This window comes from Streptomyces sp. NPDC058145, from assembly GCF_042884245.1.
In the GTDB taxonomy this organism is placed as follows: Bacteria; Actinomycetota; Actinomycetes; order Streptomycetales; family Streptomycetaceae; genus Streptomyces.
In genome coordinates this window covers 56,435-76,391 of the sequence record NZ_JBHVUH010000021.1, presented here as the reverse complement: position 1 = coordinate 76,391, position 19,957 = coordinate 56,435, and the positions used below count along the sequence as shown (strand labels likewise).

17 protein-coding genes and 3 pseudogenes are annotated in these 19,957 nt (G+C 69.5%); 13 read left to right on the top strand and 7 right to left on the bottom strand.

Features of this window, described 5'->3' with window-relative positions; genetic code table 11:
- Positions 1–304 precede the first annotated feature (304 nt).
- The 5 genes and pseudogenes from ACFVVO_RS35185 (at position 305) to ACFVVO_RS35165 (ending at position 4,180) form a co-directional block, all read left to right on the top strand.
- Positions 305–730 carry a hypothetical protein gene (locus tag ACFVVO_RS35185; RefSeq protein ID WP_390060533.1) on the top strand — a complete coding sequence of 142 codons (426 nt, stop codon included), beginning with the start codon at positions 305–307 and terminating at the stop codon, positions 728–730.
- Positions 731–750: 20 nt separating this feature from the next.
- A pseudogene (locus tag ACFVVO_RS35180) lies at positions 751–932 on the top strand (flavodoxin family protein); the annotation flags it as partial.
- Between the two features lie 216 nt (positions 933–1,148).
- A complete protein-coding gene (locus tag ACFVVO_RS35175; RefSeq protein ID WP_390060531.1) occupies positions 1,149–1,622 on the top strand; it encodes a VOC family protein in 474 nt (157 codons plus the stop codon).
- A gap of 814 nt (positions 1,623–2,436) precedes the next feature.
- A pseudogene (locus ACFVVO_RS35170) lies at positions 2,437–2,550 on the top strand (transcriptional regulator); the annotation flags it as partial.
- Between the two features lie 415 nt (positions 2,551–2,965).
- Positions 2,966–4,180: an MFS transporter gene (locus tag ACFVVO_RS35165; RefSeq protein WP_390060529.1), complete on the top strand. Its 1,215-nt coding sequence runs from the start codon at positions 2,966–2,968 to the stop codon at positions 4,178–4,180.
- 523 nt (positions 4,181–4,703) lie between these two features.
- Here the strand turns inward: ACFVVO_RS35165 and ACFVVO_RS35160 are convergent.
- A complete protein-coding gene (locus ACFVVO_RS35160; protein ID WP_390060528.1) occupies positions 4,704–5,792 on the bottom strand; it encodes an alcohol dehydrogenase catalytic domain-containing protein in 1,089 nt (362 codons plus the stop codon).
- 101 nt (positions 5,793–5,893) lie between these two features.
- Here ACFVVO_RS35160 and ACFVVO_RS35155 point away from each other — a divergent pair, with 101 nt between their 5' ends.
- Positions 5,894–6,787, top strand: a complete 894-nt coding sequence (locus tag ACFVVO_RS35155; protein WP_390060526.1) for a LysR family transcriptional regulator — start codon at positions 5,894–5,896, stop codon at positions 6,785–6,787.
- 409 nt (positions 6,788–7,196) lie between these two features.
- A complete protein-coding gene (locus tag ACFVVO_RS35150) occupies positions 7,197–7,682 on the top strand; it encodes a DUF427 domain-containing protein (RefSeq protein WP_390060525.1) in 486 nt (161 codons plus the stop codon).
- 63 nt (positions 7,683–7,745) lie between these two features.
- Here the strand turns inward: ACFVVO_RS35150 and ACFVVO_RS35145 are convergent, their stop codons facing one another.
- The gene (locus ACFVVO_RS35145) at positions 7,746–7,931 is read right to left on the bottom strand and encodes a hypothetical protein (RefSeq protein WP_390060523.1); all 186 of its coding nucleotides are present in this window, start codon (positions 7,929–7,931) and stop codon (positions 7,746–7,748) included.
- A gap of 529 nt (positions 7,932–8,460) precedes the next feature.
- Here ACFVVO_RS35145 and ACFVVO_RS35140 point away from each other — a divergent pair.
- Complete coding sequence (locus ACFVVO_RS35140) at positions 8,461–8,652, top strand: hypothetical protein (RefSeq protein ID WP_390060521.1); 192 nt, start codon at positions 8,461–8,463, stop codon at positions 8,650–8,652.
- A gap of 304 nt (positions 8,653–8,956) precedes the next feature.
- On the opposite strand, the gene ACFVVO_RS35135 is transcribed toward ACFVVO_RS35140, so the two are convergent.
- The 5 genes and pseudogenes from ACFVVO_RS35135 to ACFVVO_RS35115 form a co-directional block, all read right to left on the bottom strand.
- Positions 8,957–10,006 (bottom strand): pentapeptide repeat-containing protein, encoded by a 1,050-nt coding sequence (locus tag ACFVVO_RS35135; protein ID WP_390060574.1) that lies wholly within the window; start codon positions 10,004–10,006, stop codon positions 8,957–8,959.
- Between the two features lie 316 nt (positions 10,007–10,322).
- Entirely contained in the window at positions 10,323–11,117 is a 795-nt protein-coding gene (locus tag ACFVVO_RS35130) for a hypothetical protein (RefSeq protein ID WP_390060572.1), read from the bottom strand.
- A 99-nt stretch (positions 11,118–11,216) separates the two neighbouring features.
- Positions 11,217–11,573: pseudogene (locus ACFVVO_RS35125) on the bottom strand (transposase family protein); the annotation flags it as partial.
- 170 nt (positions 11,574–11,743) lie between these two features.
- The gene (locus ACFVVO_RS35120; RefSeq protein ID WP_390060520.1) at positions 11,744–12,052 is read right to left on the bottom strand and encodes a hypothetical protein; all 309 of its coding nucleotides are present in this window, start codon (positions 12,050–12,052) and stop codon (positions 11,744–11,746) included.
- A 420-nt stretch (positions 12,053–12,472) separates the two neighbouring features.
- Positions 12,473–13,018 carry a hypothetical protein gene (locus ACFVVO_RS35115; RefSeq protein ID WP_390060518.1) on the bottom strand — a complete coding sequence of 182 codons (546 nt, stop codon included), beginning with the start codon at positions 13,016–13,018 and terminating at the stop codon, positions 12,473–12,475.
- A 1,107-nt stretch (positions 13,019–14,125) separates the two neighbouring features.
- Between ACFVVO_RS35115 and ACFVVO_RS35110 the strand changes: the two genes are divergently transcribed.
- The 5 genes from ACFVVO_RS35110 to ACFVVO_RS35090 all read left to right on the top strand — a co-directional run bounded on the left by ACFVVO_RS35110 (position 14,126) and on the right by ACFVVO_RS35090 (position 19,957).
- On the top strand, positions 14,126–15,478 hold the full coding sequence (locus ACFVVO_RS35110; RefSeq protein WP_390060517.1) for a S28 family serine protease: 1,353 nt from the start codon (positions 14,126–14,128) through the stop codon (positions 15,476–15,478).
- A gap of 604 nt (positions 15,479–16,082) precedes the next feature.
- A complete protein-coding gene (locus tag ACFVVO_RS35105) occupies positions 16,083–16,964 on the top strand; it encodes a lytic transglycosylase domain-containing protein (protein WP_390060515.1) in 882 nt (293 codons plus the stop codon).
- 112 nt (positions 16,965–17,076) lie between these two features.
- Positions 17,077–18,150, top strand: coding sequence for a sigma-70 family RNA polymerase sigma factor (locus ACFVVO_RS35100; protein WP_390060513.1), 1,074 nt, complete (start codon positions 17,077–17,079; stop codon positions 18,148–18,150).
- 110 nt (positions 18,151–18,260) lie between these two features.
- Complete coding sequence (locus tag ACFVVO_RS35095; RefSeq protein ID WP_390060511.1) at positions 18,261–19,190, top strand: ABC transporter ATP-binding protein; 930 nt, start codon at positions 18,261–18,263, stop codon at positions 19,188–19,190.
- Positions 19,187–19,957: an MlaE family ABC transporter permease gene (locus ACFVVO_RS35090; protein WP_390060510.1), complete on the top strand. Its 771-nt coding sequence runs from the start codon at positions 19,187–19,189 to the stop codon at positions 19,955–19,957. Before ACFVVO_RS35095 ends, ACFVVO_RS35090 begins: the two co-directional genes overlap by 4 nt.

Genomic DNA, 19,957 nt, shown 5'->3' with positions numbered 1-19,957 from the left:
GGCCACTACCCTGGTGCGGCTGGGTGTCCTAAACGGGGGCGCTGCCCCGGATTTCGTGCCGCCTTGGGGCCCGCCCGGCCCGTGCCCGGGGGGCGCGGGGGCCCCGGGGCCCACCGCGGTCTCGGCCGCACAGGGGCAGCAGCCTCTGTGCGGCCGAGGTGGCGTCCATGTTGGACCGTTCAGGGTGAAGACACCAGCGCCCAGGTCGCGCAGGACCACACTCGCGAAGCCGGGATCCAGAACATCGCGTGAACCGGTCATGGGCCACCCCTCCTTATGACCAGAATCAGGGCTCGGCCTGGTCGTGGTGCTGACGGGCGCCACGATCCCACCCCTGCTCGTCCTCTTCCCCGTACTCACCGAGTCGACGGTCCGCAGGGCCGTCCTGACACAGGCGTTCTCCTGGCTTGGCTCTGCCGGCGCGGCCGGCTCGGCCGCCGCGGCGGCGGTCCCCGGTTGGGCGATCGACCAGCACCGGGTAGGCGGCGGCTTCGTGGTCACCGCCATGGCCGCGACCGCGATGACCGTCCAGAGCCTCGCCGGGCTACGCCTGCCGCGACCGACCGGGGAGCGGAGCGTCATGACGCGTCGGACCGTCATGGCCGAGAACCGGTACCCAGGCGTGGGCCGTGTGGTGGAAGGCGGCCCAGCCGGTGGGAGCAGCCAAGCCGGCCAGCCGGTCGGTGATACCGCGCTGCCGCAGTGCCTCGGCTACGGCTTCGGTGAGTGACGCGGCGTTGGCCAGGTCGTGACCTCGGGGCGGGCGGGCCGCAGAACGACTTCACCAACCGCAACGTCACCTTCAGGACGTGGAACCTGCTGCATCTGGTAGGGCCCTGAAGGACCACGGCGGCATCCCCGCCCACGGCAACCAGCGCATCGCCTGGGACGCCGGCTGCCGCAGCGAGAACACGAGCCCCGAGCACCGCTGAGCGAACCACGGTCCACTCCGTCCCTGCACCGCAGCAGGGGGCGGCCCTCCTGCGACGTCGGGGTCAGAGGTCTTACCTGCATTCGGGTGAAGGCCGCCATGGGGACGATTGAACATCGTTGAGGTCCATGTTCCGCACGCACCGAATGCACTTTCCAGGTAAGGGGGCGTGCTGGCTGAGAGTGCCGCACGGCCACACGCGCCATACGCTCGACACATGTCCGACGTCACGTCTTCCGGCGCCACAGCCGACGACCTTCCTGCACCGGCCGAGGGCCTGGTGCTCACGCACTTCCTCACGGTCAGCGATGTCCCTCGCTCTCGGGCGTTCTACGCCGACGTACTGGGTGGGAGGGTGGTGCTGGATGAGAACCCCTGCATCGTCAAGGCCGCCAACAGCTGGATCATCATGAACCCGGGCGGAGGGCCCACCGACGACAAACCCGATGTCGTCCTGCGCACGCCGGAGGACCCCCACACCGTCTCCAGCTTTCTGAACGTACGGGTGGCCGACATCCACGACTTCTACGCCACGGCGAGCGCCAAAGGGGCCGAGTTCCTCACCCCGCCCATCGACCGCCGCGCCGAGTTGCGCTGCTATATGCGTGATCCGGACGGCTACCTCATCGAGGTGGGCCAGGCCACGGGGCTGCTCAAAGGCATCCTGGCGCGCATCGACACCGACACCTGACGAAGGCGCCTCGCCAGGGATACGTCCCTCATGCCACACGACCAGGCATGAGGCCTCGGTCCGGCCGCCACTCCCAGCGGAGCAGGCTGACAATCAGGCAGCCGGAACTGGGGGACTGGCAGTTGAGGAAGGGGCCAGTCTGGGGGAATGGGGGCAGCCCCCACTATTCTCCCCGGGTACCTCACCCGAGCAGACGGTCGGCGACGTCGGCCAGGTGCCAACCTGGTATCGCGCGGCCTTCAGCGTCGCCTCGTCCGATCCCGCTCCTACACCGCTGGGCCAGCTCGTTCCGTAGGTATGGCCACCGGCCACGTACACCAGCGGGTCCGTGTACCCGGGAGGCACGATGATGCAACCCAGTGGTAGAAGACAATGTTCAGCGACAGCAGGGTGGACTCCTGACCGCCGTGGCGGTTCATCGCCAAGGTGAAGCTGGTGGCCGGCTTGTTTTGGAAGACGCCCGCCCGCCACTTGGCCGCCCGTGCGATCGACGACCTGCTTCAGCTGCGAGGCCACGTCACCGAACCCGGTCGGCGTGCCGAAGGCGTAGGCGGGCGCCCACTCCAGGTCATCCAGCGTCGCCTCCGCCACCCCGTGCTTGGTAGCGTCACATGCGCGCGCCAGGCGGGATTGGCGTCTATGGCGGTGTCCAGCGCCGGCTCCTGCGCACGCCTACGCCAGCTGGTGAACATCACCGGTGGCGCTGTAGTGGACCACAGCTACACGCACACTCATGAGTGAGTTGCCAACGCCGACAGCACGTGCGTCCCACTGATCCCGCATTCCAGGGACCCGAGGCGGGAGCCTGGTGACCTGGGCCGCCGGCGATGAGCAGGCGCTCGACGACGCGTGGGTCGGCCAGGTCGTCGACCTTGGCAGCCAGTGGGGCCAGTACGAGTACCTCACCTACCTCGGCTTCGCCGTATGACAGGGCCTGCAGGACGGACCGCCGCGGTCCGCGAGGGACACGCGCCCTCGGCAGGCCCTGGATGTGGGTCGTAGTGCATCCGGCGTCCGGGCCTTCGAGACTCCTCGGGCAGCCCGTAGCGCGTCCGGACGGTGGCCCCTCCCGGTCGATGTCGGGGGCCGAGCGGCTATCCTTGCTCACCGGCCGGGGCGGACCGCCGCAGCCAGGATGTCCGGGCCCGGCCCCGATGCTGCACATCGCCAGGCGATCTTGGAATGGATGCCTTCGCTCCATTGCTGCATCCCTATGGGCTCACCTGCTTCCCAGGGCGCTCCGGGTCATGACGACTGGCGCGACCGGGCGAGGGAACCACGGACGAGTCCGCCCCCCCGCTCCTGGTCCCCGGCCCGTCGTCTTTGAAAGGTTCTCCTGCACCATGCCCTTGGCTCTGCTGGCCCTGGCTGTCGTCGCGTTCGGCATCGGCACGACCGAGTTCGCCACCATGGGGCTGCTGCCCCAGATCGCCGACGGAATCGGTGTGTCCGTACCGCACGCCGGCAATGTCGTGTCGGCGTACGCGCTCGGTGTCGTCGTCGGCGCTCCGCTGCTGACGGGCATATGTGCGCGTGTCCCGCACAAGCGGTTGCTGCTGCTCCTGACCGGACTGTTCGTGATCGGCAACACGGCGTCGGCCCTCGCCCCCGACTTCGGCACGCTTTTCGCCGCCCGCTTCCTGGCGGGTCTGCCGCACGGCGCGCTGTTCGGCGTCGGCGCCGTCGTCGCCTCGCGGCTGGTCGCTGCGGACAGGGCGGCACGCGCCGTCTCGAAGATGTTCCTCGGACTCACCATCGCCAATATCGTCGGGGTTCCGGCCGCCACGGCCCTCGGCCAGCATCTGGGCTGGCGCTCCGCCTATGGCGCGGTCGCCGTCATCGGCCTCATCGCGCTGGCCGCGCTGGCCGCCTTCGTCCCACACCACCCGCGCGGGGAGCAGTCCGGCATCCGGCACGAGCTGCGGGCCATGGGTAACAAGCAGGTCGTCATCGGTCTGGCCACAGCCGTCGTGGGCTTCGGCGGATTCTTCGCCGTGTACAGCTACCTCGTCCCGATGCTCACGCACCTGACCGGAATCCCCGACTCGTCGACGACCTGGGTGCTCGCACTGTACGGCGTCGGCATGACGCTGGGCACCCTGATCGCCGGACCGCTCACCGACCGCGCACTGCGCCCGACGATGTACTGGGGGCTCATCCTGCTGGCCGCGGCCCTGGTGACGTTCTACTTCGCGGTCCACAGCACCGTTCCTGCCCTGGTGACGATCACATTCATCGGCGCGATGGGCTCCCTCATCACCACACCTGTTCAGATGCTGCTCATGGCCAAGGCCAAGAACGCCCCGACGATGGCGGCGGCCTCCAACCACTCGGCCTTCAACCTGGCCAACGCGGGTGGTGCCTGGCTCGGCGGCTTGGTCATCTCGGCCGGCTGGGGCTGGGCCGCGCCCAACCTGGTCGGCGCGGCGCTCGCCGTGGCCGGTCTGGGCCTCGCCTTCACGGGCGGTCTCATGGACCGGGGTCGGCGGCGTTCCGTAGTGATCACGCAGGCGTCGCCGGCGGCCGAGCAGGAGACGCCGGTCGCCACCGCGGACTGACCGGGCGAAGGGTCAACGGGGACTGGAGGGCTGATGGCGCCGTTCCGGCCGTCGTGATGTAGGTAATCAGTCCGGCTTCGGCGGCATGCCGGGCAGGATCGTCCGCCTGGCTGAGCACAGTTATTACCTGATCGAGGCCGGCGACGCAGCAGAGCAGGATGCTGGGACCTCGTGCGTCGAGCGAGCCGCCGTTCTCAAGCCAGGCGGACACCCAGCCTGCGGTTTCCGCGTCGATCAGCACCATGTCGAGAGCAGGCAAGGGTGCAGGGGATGCTCGTGAAGGCCGGGAAGTGCTCGCCCTTGCGTTCGTAGCGGTGGTGGAGTTGGCGGCAGTCGGTGACCCAGGACATGGCCCGCCCGGTGGTCCCGCGGTGCCGGCCGAGCCTCCGCGGGATCTCAACACACTCGCGGGCGATGCGGTTGCGGATGCCGCGGCGGGACGGCCACATAACCGCAGGTGACGGTGGCCGTCCTTTGCCCGAGATGGTGGCGGGTGGTGCGGGTGGTGGGGATCAGTGGGCCGTCAGCCGGCCGATGGGGTAAGGCTGGTGCGGTCGAACGGGCCACCGTGCGCGGCGGCGTACGCGATGGCGTCGTTGACGGCATCGAGACCGAACGACCGGACCCGCTCGGGGGCGAGATCGAGAGTGCCCGAGGCGAGGAGCCGGATAATGCCGACATTGGCTGTGCGCGGGTACATCCACTGCCCGCGCACGGTGATCGAGTCGCGCATGAGCCATGGGTACGGGAGCGCGAGGTCGTCGCCACCGAGCATGCCGACGCCTCCCATGAGGACAACGCGGCCGTACTCGCGCACGGTCATGGCCGCCGCGCGCGACGCCGAGCTGGGTGCGCTTGGCGGGAGCAGGTCGATCACCATGTCGATCGGGCCATCGGCCGCCGCGGACATCGCCGCACGGTCGGTGGCCTCGTCTCCGGTCAGCGGGATCGGGCGCAGCCGCGGACCGAACCGGGCCGCGAGGAGGTCGAGCGCGGCCTGGTTGCGGCCCGGGGCGATGACGCGGCCCGCTCCCATCGCGAGCGCGACTGCGACCGCGCTGCTGCCGAGGTTGCCGGTGGCCCCGCTGACGAGCAGCGTCTCGCCGGCTGCGAGCCCACCTGCGAGCAGCCCACCGTAGGGGATGGCGTGCACAGTGAGTGCGGCCCAGCGGGCCGGGTCGTCTCCTGCCACGGTGGGAAGGGGAAAGACGTTCTCCGTCGGGACCCGCATCAGCTCGGCGAACGAACCGTCGTGCAGGTGGCGGGAGAGCCGCGCGCCGCCATCGCCGCGCGAGCTCCAGCCCTGGAGTGTGATGTCGGGCGTCAGTGCGTTGTCCCGCGAGCGCACCGTCGAGTCGCACCAGACCAGGTCGCCGACGCGTAGGCGGGTGGCGTCCGGGCCGACGTGGATGATCCGCCCCACGCCGCCGACACCGGGCACGACAGGAGGGACCAGGGGGTAGTTTCGCTTGCCGCCGAAGACTTCGGCCGCGTAGGGCGCCACGCTGGCGGCGAGGACCTCGACCACCATCTCACCGCCCCCGGCCTCGGGGTCCGGTATCTCCCGCACCGCGAGAGGGGCGCCGAACTGCGTCAGAACTGCTGCTCGCACGTGATGACCTCCGTGTTCGTCCGTGCTCGGGGGATCGACACTAGGAGCTGGGTGAGCATGCAGGAAGCGATGATCTGGCATGCGTGGTATGCGTATATCGCATGGACATCTCCAGCACGGGACTGCGGATTCTGCGGCAGATCGCTGAGTCCGGCAGCTTCACCGCGGCAGCTGCCCGACTCGGCTACACGCAGTCGGCCGTCTCACGCCAGGCCGCCGCCCTCGAACGCAGTGCCAACACCACCCTGTTCGAACGCCGCCCCGACGGGGTACGGCTCACCCCTTCCGGCTTGACCCTGCTGCGCCACGCCCACACGGTCCTGGCCTCTCTCGCAGCGGCCGAGCGTGAGCTCACCGGCACCGCCCCCCGGACCGAACTGGTGCGCCTCGGGGTGTTCCTGAGCGCGGGCGCGGCGATCCTGCCCGCTGCACTCGCACACCTCGCGGCGGCCGGCCCGCAGGTCGCGGTCACCACCAGCGAGGGCACCACGCCTACTTTGATCCGGGCGCTGCGCGCGGGCTCACTCGATGTCGCCGTGCTGACATCCCGCCCACCCCACCGGGCCTTCGACGGCGACTCACCGCGCCTGCACATCGAGACCGTCGCGGACACCGACCTGGTCGTGGCGGTGCCGTCGACCGGAGAGTTCGCCGGACGCACCACGGTGCACGTCGACGAGCTGGTCGACGCCGCGTGGATCGCCACCCCGTCATCGAGCTACGAGCCGTTGCTCGGCGTCTGGCCCGGCCTGCCCGGACGGCCGCGCATCGTCCACTCCGTGCGGGACTGGCTGACGAAGCTCGAGCTGGTCGCCGGCGGCTTCGGCGTGACGACGGTGCCGTCCCGGCTCGCACCGGTGCTGCCGCCCGGGGTGAGCCTGCTGCGCGTCGACGGCGCCCCCCCCGAGGTCCGCCGGGTGCTCGTGGCACGCCTCCCCGGCCACCCCGCCCCGGCGATCACGGCCGTCACCCGAGCGATCACTTCAACTGCCTGACTGCCGCCAAGGCCGCGCACGATCGCGTGTACCCCTTCCCTTCACGGGTGGGCACTGCGGTCACCGTCGGCCTGTTCTTTGCGGTATCGGGGATCGGCTTCGCCGTCGTCACGGCACCAGCCTTCCGCCGGGGCAAAGGGACTCGTTACCGGGAGACAACGTGGCACTGGTCGGGGGTTTCGTGCACACCCGTTCGACGGTACGGCACGACATGGGCCGCCGGGCCTGCCATGCGCTTCGCACCGCGGACCCAGAAGCGATTCCTTCCACATCGGAGGCCATCACTGACAGGACCCCCGACACAGCCGATCCGGCCAATTCGAGGCGCGTCTCATCCGGAAGGCCGTGATGTACGGAAGAGGTGATGAGCGTGTCGAACAGTGTGTCTCGCGCGTCACGAGGAGAGGGTATGGCCGATTTCACCGAGGGCGGAGTCGAGTCCGTATGGGACTACCCGCGGCCGCCTGCTGTGCTGCCGGACGACCGCCTTGTCCGTGTCGAGTGCGGTGGCCACGTGGTGGCCGAGACAAGACATGCGGTCCGGGTACTGGAGACCAGTCACCCTCCGACCTTTTACATTCCGCCGGAGGACGTCCGGTCGGATCTGCTGTTGCTCACCGAGGGCCGCACCTGGTGTGAGTGGAAGGGCAGCGCTCGTTACTGGGATGTGATCGTCGGTGACGAAGTGCGAAGCCGGGCCGCCTGGAGCTACTCAAGCCCCGAGCCCGCGTACACGGTCCTCAGGGACTACTTCGCCTTTTACGCGAGCCGTGTCGACCGCTGCCTTGTCGGCGGCGACGAGGTGCAGGCCCAGGAAGGGGACTTCTACGGCGGCTGGATCACCAAAGATGTGCGAGGGCCCTTCAAGGGCGCGCCCGGAAGCCGTGGGTGGTAAGTAGAGCTCGCAGCAACCACGCGGCCCGCGAGGTCATCAGACGGGCCCGTTCCTAGTGCCGCATCAAGCAGCGTTGGAGGTTGACCTCACGGTCAACCCGGTCGGCCACGTCGGCGCTGGGCCGCGGTCCCACCAGACGGGCAGCGGCATGGCTGCCCACGCCGGGCGGTTGAACTGGGCCGGGTCCTCGCTCTCCCACAGCCGGATGAACTCGTCCACGGAGGTGACCTCGAGGAAGTGGTCCGCCATGACAGCCAGTAAGCCACGATGTCCAGGCCAAACGTCAAGCGTCACCTGCCACCGAGTCGGCAGGCATCATCCGAGACCCGACAATGACCACCAGCCCGAGAGACGCTACAGATTGCTCTACCTCATCAAACCCCGGCTGCGCTCCGCTCCGCTCCGCCGGGCGCGCTTCCCGTGGACAGGGCCGGAAGTCATGATTTCGATCACCCGTAGAGGGGCCCTGCCGTCAAGACGGTGCCTCCGGCGGGGGATCGGCCGGCACCGGGATGGAACGGCGCCGTCGCCGACTGCGGGCCCGTAGTGGCGTTCGCGGGGCGCTCTCATCCCGTTCACTGCCGACCCAGGCAGAGCCGAGCAGACGCGGCCCCCGGTGTCCAGGTCGTTCGTACAGTGGGGCGCTCCACCTTGACGCCCTGAACCACGCCCGCTCCACATGCGTGTGGGTCGACGGCGGACGGGATGAGAGCGGGGCGAGTGGTCGGCGGAGGAAGGGGTTCGGCTGTGCCTTCTACGCTTCGAGGTTGGGGGTGTCATGACCAATCGGGACTGGTACGACGACAGGGACTACGAGAGCGCAGTCGAGCGGGCTGAGCGGATGACCCGGATCGGTTGGAGAGCGATCGCAGGTGTGGTGGGACTGCTAGGCATCGGCGTGATTGCTGTCGTCGTTGTCTGCTTGGCTGTCGTCATCGGCATGGCGTACGTCGTGGTTGCCGTGCCATAGCGCGTGATTGGATCTGGCAAGGGCGTTCCGAGGGAATCACTGCCTTTTGAGGACCGCATGGCCCGTCGACTGCTCGTGAGAAGAGACGGGTCGCGTTTCAAAAACCGCGAAACCGAAACGATCGGCCAGGCAGCACGTGGGCGACGGCTAAGACGGTGCTGCCCGTTCCCGGCGACCTTGGGACCAATATCGACTCCCGGATGTGCCTGGCGGCTGGGCCCCTGTGCGATCAGCATGCCGGTGAGGAGGAGTGGCTCCGGTCAGGCGGATCGCGGTCGCCGCAGTCTTGACCGGCGCATCTTGGTCAGGGAGAGGACCGCAGCGGCGGTGCCTGCCACGTCATCCCCGGCGGCTGGAGTAGGGGCGAGGGCTCGGGTCCGGGGTCATCGGTGTGGACGACCCCGGCGGCCGTCTGGTCGAAGTCGGCGGGCCAGCGGGTGTGCTGGCTGGCCAGGGCGCCGGTGAGGCGTGCTTCGGCAAGGTCGGCGGTGCTCAGGTCGGTGCCGCGCAGGTCGGCCATGCGGAGGTCGGCGCGGTGGAAGACCGCGCCGCGGGCCTCGGCCTTGCGTAGATTTGCCTCGCGCAGGTCGCTCTCGGTGAAGTCGGCGTCACACAGGTCGGTTTCGACCAGCTTCGCGGCCCTCAGATCGGCCAGAACGCACCGAGCCCGGCGGAGAACCGCAGTCGTGAGGTCGGCGTGCCGCAGGTTGACCGAGACCAGGGATGCCTGGGTCAGATTGGCGTGGTACAGGCCCGCCGCCTCCATGCAAGCGCGGTCGAAGTTGACCTCGGGGAACCACAGTCCGTCGCAGTCGGCCCGGCGCAAGTCGGTGATGCTGAGGTTGACCCAGGACTGCTCCCGGTGCTGGCACAGCACGCCGAGTGCGGTCAGCGCCACCTGGGCGTCGGCGGCGCGAGTCTCCAGGGGTGCGATCTCGTTGATGGGCACGTCTGCCGCCGGTGCTTCCGGCCCGGTGGGTGGCCAGGGCAGGTGTGTACGCAGATACGCGGCCTGGATTGAGATGATGGCTTCCCGGTCGCGGGCGGACTGCTCCGCGATCCGCCACAGCGCGTGCAACCCGCCGATGCGCACATCCAGCTTGTCGCTGCCGAGCTGGTCGACGGCCCGGCTGAATCGGTCGGTGACGTAGCCCTCCTGGGTGGCGCGCAAACCGTCCTGACTCACCCGCAGTTGCCGCCAGGTGGCGTACGCGCCGAAGAGGACGACCAGACCACCGACCACCTGCAGAAGCGTCGTACGGACATCGTTCACCGCCTTCAGCCGATCCTGCGCGGCGATGCTCGCCCCGGCGAGATCGTGGTCGACCACCACACCCGGCAGTACGACGAACATCGTGCCCAGAGCGACCAGCACCGCCGCCCCGGCCAGCAGAGTTGCGGCTACACGATGCTTGACCAACCCATCGTGCCATGCCCGCCGCCCGCGATCCGGATCCCCCATCTCCATGGGCATGAGAGCCTAGGCGCCGCTCAGAAGACGATCAAGAGTGTCGTGTCACTCGCCCTTGGCAGGTGAACGGCCGTACGAGCGGGGCGAATTGTGACGCAAGCCGCGGCTTGAAGCCCTCACTCATCCCGTGTCCACCGGCCCGCCCGTCCGCACCGTGCGTCGCGGACGGGCGGGCCGGTGCCGCCGATTCGCCGGCCGGTTACCTCAGCGAGACCGCGTCCCCGGCGGACGTGACCCGCGCGGTCGTCGTGGTGCCGGGGAAGTGCCAGCGCCAGCTACCGGCCGAGGTCGCCGGGACCTTGGCGCTGAGCTTCCCGGAGTCGCCCGTCCGCACCGTCTTCACCGTGCGGTAGTGGGCGGCGCCGGCCGCCTTGAACTGGAGCTTCACGTCCTGGCCGGTGAACCCGTAGTACTTCAGGTGCTCCCAGTTCGCCCGGGTCAGCTTGCCGGAGACGGTGAGCTGGGCGCCCTTGACGACGGGCTCGGGCGCGGCGTCCGTGGTGAGTCTGGAAGCGCGCTTCATCTTGAACTCGGCGATGTCGTCCGAGATCCAGTAGTCGCCGTCGTTCGCCCTGACCGTGGCGTTGACCTGCCAAAGGCCCGCCGCGTGGTCGACATCCTCGGGCAGGCTGTCGGGAAGCCACTGCGGCGCGATCGTCATGGTGGCCGTGCACACCGAGGTGGTGTGGCTCTTCTTCACGCACTTGGTGCCGGTCCAGTCGCTGAAGCCCCAGCCGTTGCTCTTGTTGAACACGCTGACGTGCGACAGACCCTTCACCCCGGAGTTGTCCCGGATGGTGATGGCGATCGGGTAGGTGACGCGCTGGGACGTACCGATGATTACGTTCTTGCCGTCGTTGACGACGCCGGCCGTGACCCGGATGTCCCCCTTCCCTTCCGCGTGGGCCGCGGTTGCCGTGAGCAGCGTCAGGGCCGCCGCTCCGCTCGCCAGCACCCAAGCCGCTCTGACCGGCTTGGCTGTTCTGTCTCGCATGATCCCTCCCCTTGAGTACGAGGGATGAGCGTACTCAGCCGAGGGGCCGGGATCGCACGGAGAGTCGATGCGGCGGCCGAACGGTGGCCCTCCGCGCTGCTGGGCCCCTGCTGAGAACCGGTAGTTATGGGATGAGGCGCCCACACCGCGGTCACGGATCGGCACCAGGGTGCCGTCCACGATTCCACATCCGGTCTGGGGCGTCCGCCGCGCAGGAAAGACCGGCTCGAGCGCAAGCAGCGGTCCTAGCCGCTGGAACACACCGCACACAGTGGAGGCGGAGACACAGAGCAACGGGCCGAGCTGCCGCATGGTCAGTTTCGTTCGGTAGACACCGCGACCATTAGCAACGACCACGGCTGGCCCCGCAACGTCCCGTTACCGCCGCGCTCCCGCACTACCTCCCACAGACCCGAAAATGCGTCATTCGCAGCCCCATCACGTCTTCACCCACACCCGCTCAGCACAACACCGCGGCCATACCTAGAAGATGCCCAGATCACGGCCTTGTGCAACACCCGTTAGGGCCTGTTGCGAATGTGTGTGTCGGCGACGGACGGGCCGTAGTACCCCTGTATGGTCTGGAACCCTCTTGTTCATCCGGAGGCGTCGATGGCCGTTCGTCGTCACCCCTTGGCGGCAGCCTCCCGGATCAGCGGCTCGAGTTCCCGCCGCACGTAGGCGTCGAACGGCTGCGTCAGCGCGCCATCGATCACCCGCTGCACCCGGTGCTTCGCCGCGATCTCCTTGAGTGTGGCGCGGGAGTCCGGCTCCACGCCCCCTCCAATGATCAGAACCCCGAACTCCTCGCTCTCCAAAAGTTTCTGGGCCTCCTCGTCGGTGCTCACTCCCTCCGCGTCAAAGCCGTCCGTACGCAGCGTGGCCAGTACCTCCGTCACCCTGGCGGGCGACCTTCCCAGCACCAGCGTCCTCATGGCCGTTCCTCTCCGGTACGTCGACATCGGCACCCCCGAACCTAGAAGCTCAAGCAGACTTGAGGTCAACCCCAAACTGATCTTCTGTCTCAGTCTGCTTCACTTACCGGCTGATTCGGCGCTCATGGGAACTATGCGCGCCGAAAACGATCAACCCCTTGATGAACGAGCCTGTGCGTGCCCTGCTCTCCCTTCGCGACGAAGTCATTGGTGGAGGCCTCCCCGGAGCGCCGGGATACGAAGGTGCGTGGCTGAAGGTTCACACAGACACCGTGCACGTACGTGAAGCTATGCGCACCACGCTCTGCAGGGATTGACCAACGTGACTCGGGCAAGGACGAGCGAGGATTGAAACAGCACGCGCGGCCCAACCGCAGCGCACCGCCGACCAGCCCACCGCCCCGCTGTCGGCCACCCTACTCAGCAGCCGGTGCCGGCCGGTGTGAACTCCATGCGGGCGTGCTCGTTCGTGCCCAGCGCGTCGTCGTAGACCGCGCTGGTGACCCGGTACCAGATGTCGTCCCTGGCCCTGTCGCCGTCCACGTCGTCCAGACGCACGCACCACTTCTCCGGACGGACTACCCGCCGGTAGCTTTCGGTGCCGCTGCGGACCTTCCTGCAGGACTGGTGCCGCTCGGTGGTGTACCAGGTGCGGGTTCGCCGCCTGGTGCCCGTGCCCGAGCTCGACGTGTGCCTGACCCGCCGTGTGCCGGTGGTGCACTTCCTGACCAGGTGCGGGCGGGTGGCCCGGGCGGTTTTCACGGAAAGGTGGCGGACCGTGTCCCGGCGCCCGGACACGGTGTCCGGCTCCGGCGGCGTCTGCCCGGTGACGGCGCCGCCGCTGTTGTCCGCGCCGACCACGTAGCCCGTGCCCCCGTCGGCACCCCCGCTCCCGCCGGAGCACGCGACGAGCCCCGCCACGAGGACCGCCGTCACCCCGGCCACTATCAGGTGTCTGCCGAACATCTTTCCCCTTCGCGGCTGCCGGACGCACCCGGGCGAGGCCTCGGCAACGCATGCGCCCGACCCGAGACCTGGAGCGTCATCGTCCGCGCCGAGGCAGCGGTCAGGTTATCCGATCGACGCCTTCCTCGGCTCGTGGCCGCCCGTAGGGACATGCGGGGCCTTCGCCGAGTGTTGCGCTGACGAAAGGAAGCACCGAGGTGGCTGGCATGACCACAGTGCACCGCCGACCAGCCCACCGCGCCGGAGCAGGCCACATGGCCGGGCATCCGGCCAGCTTCTCGTCGGCCGGTGCTGCCCCCGCCGAGCGCCAGCCCGCGCCGGCGAGGGGACCGCGCCGCGCAGCGCAACGCTCCCCTCGCCGGGCCTTCCGACAGGGACGTTGGGGCTTCCGGCGAACCCTGTGCAACCCGAACCGGCGCTGTGACAGGCGCCAACTTCGCGCCTTTCCCATGCAGCCCTGCGTCGCGCGGTGCACCAGGTATCTCCCGCACGCCCCGCGCCGGGCGAGGGGGACGAATGCTGCATGCGGTGCGTACGCGAAATGTGCGACGAACCGGCCGATGGCTTCGACGAAAGTTGTAGATCTCGGGCGTGGAGGTCCTTCTCCGGCTCGGACCGCACTGCGCACTGGATCAGCCGGTGCATCTGCTCGTCACCAGGCCGATCTTCTGCATGAGTGCGTCGTGCTCGAACTGCGCCTCGTCCGGCTCGAAGAGGGACTCCAGGTCGTCTCAGGCCAGGCCAGGCCTGAGAAACGCATGCAGAATGTGTTGCCCTCGGTGCCGAAGCGCTGGCGTCGGACATCTTGCCGATGACGTCGATCCCACCCCGCACCCTGAGGTCGAGCGGCCGGGCACGCATCGGATCACCTCGACCGGCATCCGCTCGCCGACCTGGTCCTCGACGACCGGCAGCAGCTTCCTCGTCAAGACCGGAGGGACGTTCGCGGAAGATCTCCCCCACGCGGGGGAGACAGTCCCCCCGCGCGCGGGATCTTGCTGCGGCGCCCGACGGCTGTACTGGAACGGTCAGCCAGTCAAGGAAGAGACCGCTGCGCCGCTCGAGTATCCGGTGCCGTCGCGGCGGCCGCCGCACAGGAGGAATCACATGCACACGTGGACGAGACGGCGCCTTCTGACCTCGGCGGCGGCGACCGCGGGCCTCGCCGTAACGGCGGCCGCACCCGCGACTGCCGCGGGGAGGTCCCGCACCCGCCTCGGCGGCGACGACATTCTGACCGCCCTGCGGGCCCTGCCGGGGCTGAGGGTGATCGAGGAACGCCAAGGCGCCGAGCCCGGATACCGCTTCTTCGTCCTCGGCCTGCGCCAGCCGGCCGACCACACGAACCCCGCGGCCGGGACCTTCGAACAGCGCCTGACCCTGCTCCACACCTCAGTCGACCGCCCCACCGTCCTGTTCAGCACAGGCTACGAGGCGGTGCTCACGCCCCGGCGGGCTGAACCGACCGTGCTGCTGGGCGGCAACCAGCTTCAGGTCGAGCACCGCTTCTTCGGGACCTCGCGCCCGGCGAACGCCGACCACTCCCTGCTGACCATCCGTCAGGCAGCCGACGACCACCACCGCGTCGTCCGCCTCTTCCGCCGGCTCTACCGCGGCGCGTGGATCTCGACCGGCAGCAGCAAAGGCGGCATGACCAGCGTCTACCACCGCCGCTTCCACCCCGGCGACGTGGACGGCACGGTGGCCTACTCCGCCCCGAACAACGTCGACGACCGTGACGACACCGCGTATGCGCGGTTCCTGGAGAGCGTGGGCAGCGCGGAGTGCCGCGAAGCCCTGCGGACCGTGCAGCGGCAGGCTCTGCTGCGCCGCTCCGACCTGGTCGCCCGCTACGAGTCCTGGGCCGCCGCGAACAACACCTCGTTCCGCATCGTCGGCAGCGCCGACAAGGCCCTCGAAATCGCCGTCATTCGAGCGCCGTTCATGTTCTGGCAGCGCAACACCGCTGCGGACCGCGCCGCCATACCCGGCTCGGACTGCGGTGCCGACGAGCTGTACGCGTGGCTGGACGACATCACGGGCCTGGCCCTCTACGCCGACACGGCCCTGCAGCACTACATCACGTACTTCTACCAACTCGGTACCCAGTTGGGGTACGTCAGCTTCCCCACCCGGCACTTGTCCGGTCTCCTGCGGTACCCGGACGCCGGCGAGCCCCGTACGTTCGTCCCGCGCGACATCCCGATGCGTTTCGATCGTGAGGCCATGCCGGACATCGACCGCTGGGTCCACCGTCACGGCAGCCGTCTGCTGTTCGTCAACGGCGCCCAGGACCCCTCGGTCGCCGAGCCCTTCCGGCCCGGCGCCCGGGACGCCCGCCTCCTTTGGGCGCCCGACGCAAACCACAGCACCGCGATAGCGGAGCTGTCCCCAGCCGACCGTGCGGAGGCCATCGGCATGCTGACCCGCTGGGCAGGGGGCACGTCACCCTCGGCGTGAGAGAAAGAAGAGTGCAGGGGTCGTCGGCGTTCTGCGCGACCGTCATCGCAACACTCTCGTCGCCGTGACCGCCGACCGGCGCCGCAAGTTCGCACTGCCGCGACTGCCGATATGGTCAGCTTCGTCGGGATCGCACCCTGCGGACCGTCCATGTCCGCCCTCGCCGAGCGGTCCGTCACCACATGGAACCGGCTGGCCAACCTGGACCCTAAACGTGACCAGCCATTGCATTCATAGGGAGCAAGGGGGAGCCACGAGGTCCCTGGGTCCCAGGGTTCGCTCCTGCAGCGTAACGGGGATCCCTTCCCCCTGAGACCTTGAGAGACACGCATGCGTACTCCGCTCCAGCAGAGGCAGCCGCCCGATCCCTCCAGTTTCGCGCGACGGACCTGACCTCCGGCCGCGTAGAGCAGACGACGGATTCAACCACGGAGGGGGCACAGTGGCAGCGCGTGCACTCAAGCAGGCACTGAGGGGTGCTAGGGATACGGCGATCGCGGCGGCGGTGATGGCAGTGCTGACCGCGTCGCAGGCGCCGAGGGCGGTCTCTGCCGAGGCCGCAGAGCCTGGGCGGGAGGCGGCACCTCCCGAGCACGGCCTCAGCATGTCCGGCGACACCCCGTACCGCACCGGTCTTCCCCCGGTACGAACGCGGAAGAAGGGTTCGGCACAGGAGGTGGCGGGCGGTGGCGCCCTGCCCGCGACCGTGTTCGCCGCGTACCGGCGTGCCGAGGGGGAGTTGGCGCGCAGCGCGCCACACTGCCGGCTGCGCTGGCAACTGCTGGCCGCGATCGGCCAGGTGGAGTCCGGGCAGGCACAGGGCGGCCGGGTGACCCGGGACGGTACGACTGTGACACCCGTCCTCGGCCCGCGGCTGACCGGCGGTGCCTTCGCCAGCGTGCCGGACACCGACGGCGGCGCGTACGACGGGGACGCGGTGTACGACCGCGCGGTCGGTCCGATGCAGTTCATCCCGTCCACCTGGGCTCGCTGGGGCGCGGACGGCAACGGTGACGGGCGGACGGATCCGAACAACGTCTACGACGCGGCGCTCGCCGCCGCCCGCTATCTGTGCGCGGGCGGCCGGGACCTGTCGAACCCCGCCGGCCTGGACCGGGCGATTCTGGGCTACAACCACTCGGACGCCTACCTGCGCACCGTCAAGGCGTGGTTCGCGTACTACCTGACCGGACACCGCGTGGTGCCGGACGCGTCCGACGGATCCCGGGCGGACCGGCCGGAGCCGTCCCGCCCGAAGAGGTCGAAGCCCTCACCGGCGAAGCCGTCGGATGACCGGAAGCCGGGCCCCGGTCCTTCGCGCTCGCCGTCGATGCCGCCCACCCCACCTTCCCCCAGCCCGTCCCCCAAGCCGGGCGTCCCGAAGGAGACCAGGACGCCGCTGGTTCCGGTCCCCGAACCGACCCTCACGCTGCCCGGCGGCGGTGTGCTGCCCGACGTGGGGCCGCTGACCACGGGCAACGGCTGAAACATGATGGGTGCCTCCCCCTCCACAACTGCCACTACTCGGCGGTAATGTCGCCACGGCCGGAAGCAAAGGACCGGCGGGCGAGTGCGAAGGGGCCCTCATGGCGACGGACATGCCTGCGGACACAGCGGCCGCCGACGAGCGTTGGCAGCGCATGTGGAGCCATCGCGAGCAGTTGCTCAAGGTGGCCCGGCGACGGTCCATGAGCCAAGAGGACGCCGAGGACGCCGTTCAAGAGGCGATGCTGCGAGCGGCGGAGCGCCCGCACCTCGACGACGAGCGGCTCGGCGCCTGGCTGACGACGGTGACGATGCGGCTCTGCGTCGACCGGTACCGGCAGGTCAACCGCGAGGCCGAGGTGGGCACCCGCCCCACGCTCATCGCGCCGGGCCCGGTACCCGTCGAGGAGGTGGTGTGCGACCGGGCCGAGGCGAAGTGGCTCGCCGTGCGCAGTGGTGAGTTGCCCGCCCGGCAGGCGGAGGCGCTTCGGTTGAGGTCCGAGGACCTGGACGTGAGCCAGGTCGCGGTGCGGATGGGACTCAGCTACCGGACAGTCGAGTCGCTGCTGGCCCGGGCCCGGCGGACGCTGCGCGCCTCACTGGCCGGGACGCTCGGGCTGGTGCTGTTCCTGGTCGGGCGCGGGCGGATGCGCGGGGGCGGCAATGCTCAGGCGGTCGCGATCACCTCGACGGCGGCGACCCTGGTGGTGGCGGGGTTCGTGATGCCCTTCGCGCTCGACGGGGGCCGACACGGGAGCGGTCCGGTGCCTCGACCGGCCACATCCAGCGACGCGCAGGTCCTGAGCGGCGAGGCCGCGGGCCGGGGGCGTACCCCTGGGACGCCCGCCACCTCCCCCTCGGCGCCGGGGGACTGGGTCCGGACGCCCTCACCCACCGGAGAAACGTCACTGCTGCCGGGGTCGGAGGCACCGAAGGTGCCTTCCCTGCCAGACGTGTCCGCGTCCGCGCTCCCGAAGCTGTCGGTGACGCGGGTTCCGCAGGTGCCCTCCGCGCCGGTTCTGACGGCCGCCGCGCCGGACCTGCCGACCGCCGTGCCGGACCTGCCGACGAAGCCGGCCGTCCCGTCGCTCCCGTCGCTTCCCCCGGCCTCGGCCGCACCGGCCGCCCCGCTCTCCGTCCCCGCCCCAGGGACCCCTTCGCGCACGCCGTCGCCGAAGCTGCCGTAGCGCCCCGCACCCACGTCCGCAAAAAAATTCTTCGTCCGCCGCGACGGACACCCCTCCCCTCCCCGTAGAGCAGATGTCGGAGCTGCTCCACGGGCGAAGGGTGATACCGGATGGGTGTCGAGATCTGTGTGGAAGGGCTGACCAAGTCCTTCGGCCACCAGGTCATCTGGCAGGACGTCTCGCTGACGCTGCCGGCCGGGGAGGTCTCGGTGATGCTCGGCCCCTCGGGGACGGGCAAGTCGGTGTTTCTCAAGACGCTCGTGGGACTGCTGAAGCCGGAGCGGGGCTCCATCACGATCCAGGGCCGGGACATCACCAGGCTCCGCGAGCGCGACCTGTACGAGGTGCGGAAGCTGTTCGGAGTGCTGTTCCAGGACGGCGCGCTGTTCGGCTCGATGAACCTCTACGACAACATCGCCTTCCCGCTGCGCGAGCACACCCGCAGGTCCGAGAGCGAGATCAGGCGGATCGTCCTCGAGAAGATGGACATGGTCGGGCTGATCGGCGCCGAGGGGAAGCTGCCCGGCGAGATCTCCGGCGGTATGCGCAAGCGCGCCGGACTCGCCCGTGCCCTGGTCCTCGACCCGGAGATCATCCTGTTCGACGAGCCGGACTCGGGCCTGGACCCGGTCCGCGTGGCCTACCTCAACCAGCTCATCGTCGACCTCAACGCGCAGATCGACGCGACCTTCCTGATCGTCACCCACGACATCGCCTCCGCCCGCCAGGTCCCGGACAATATCGGGCTGCTCTTCCGGCGCGAGCTGGTGATGTTCGGGCCCCGCGAGGAGCTGCTGGCCAGTGACGAGCCCGTCGTACGGCAGTTCCTGAACGGCCGGATGCAGGGGCCGATCGGCATGGCGGAGGAGAAGGACGCGGCCCAGGTCGAGCAGGAGCTGGCCCAGATCGACGAGGACGACCCGGCCGACGCGCCCGCTCCCCGGCTGCTCCCCGGCCCCGGCATCACCCGCCCGCCCCGCTGGGAGGCGATCGCGAGACGTGAGACGGAGCTGCGCGCGACGGGGGTGACGGGCCCATGAGGTTCTCCCCGACGGGGGCGCTCCGGCACTCTGGCAGCCTCTTCGCGATGGCGCTGGACGTCGTCCGGTCCCTGCCCCGACGGCCCTTCCAGGCGCGGGAGTTCATCCAGCAGGCGTGGTTCGTCGCGAGTGTCACGATCCTGCCGACGGCTCTGGTCTCGATCCCCTTCGGGGCGGTCATCGCGCTGCAGATCGGCAGCCTGACCAGGCAGTTGGGCGCGCAGTCCTTCTCCGGTGCCGCGTCCGTGCTCGCCGTGCTGCGGGAGGCCTCGCCGATCGTCACCGCGCTGCTGATCGCGGGCGCCGGCGGCACGGCGATCTGCGCGGACCTCGGGGCGCGCAAGATCCGGGACGAGATCGACGCGATGCAGGTGCTCGGCATCGACCCGATCCACCGGCTCGTAGTACCGCGGGTGCTGGCGTCGATGGTCGTGGCCGTGCTGCTCAACGGCCTCGTCTCGGTGGTCGGTGTCGCGGGCGGCTACTTCTTCAACGTCGTCCTCCAGCACGGCACGCCCGGCGCCTACCTGGCGTCCTTCACCACCCTCGCCCAGCTGTCCGACCTGTGGGCGGCGGAGATCAAGGCGCTGGTGTTCGGGGCCATCGCGGCGATCGTCGCCTCGTACAAGGGGCTGACGGCGCAGGGCGGCCCGAAGGGCGTGGGCGATGCCGTCAACCAGTCCGTGGTGATCACCTTCATGTTGCTGTTCGTGACCAACTTCGTGATGACCGCCGTGTACTTCCAGGTCGTCCCGCAGAGGGGTTAG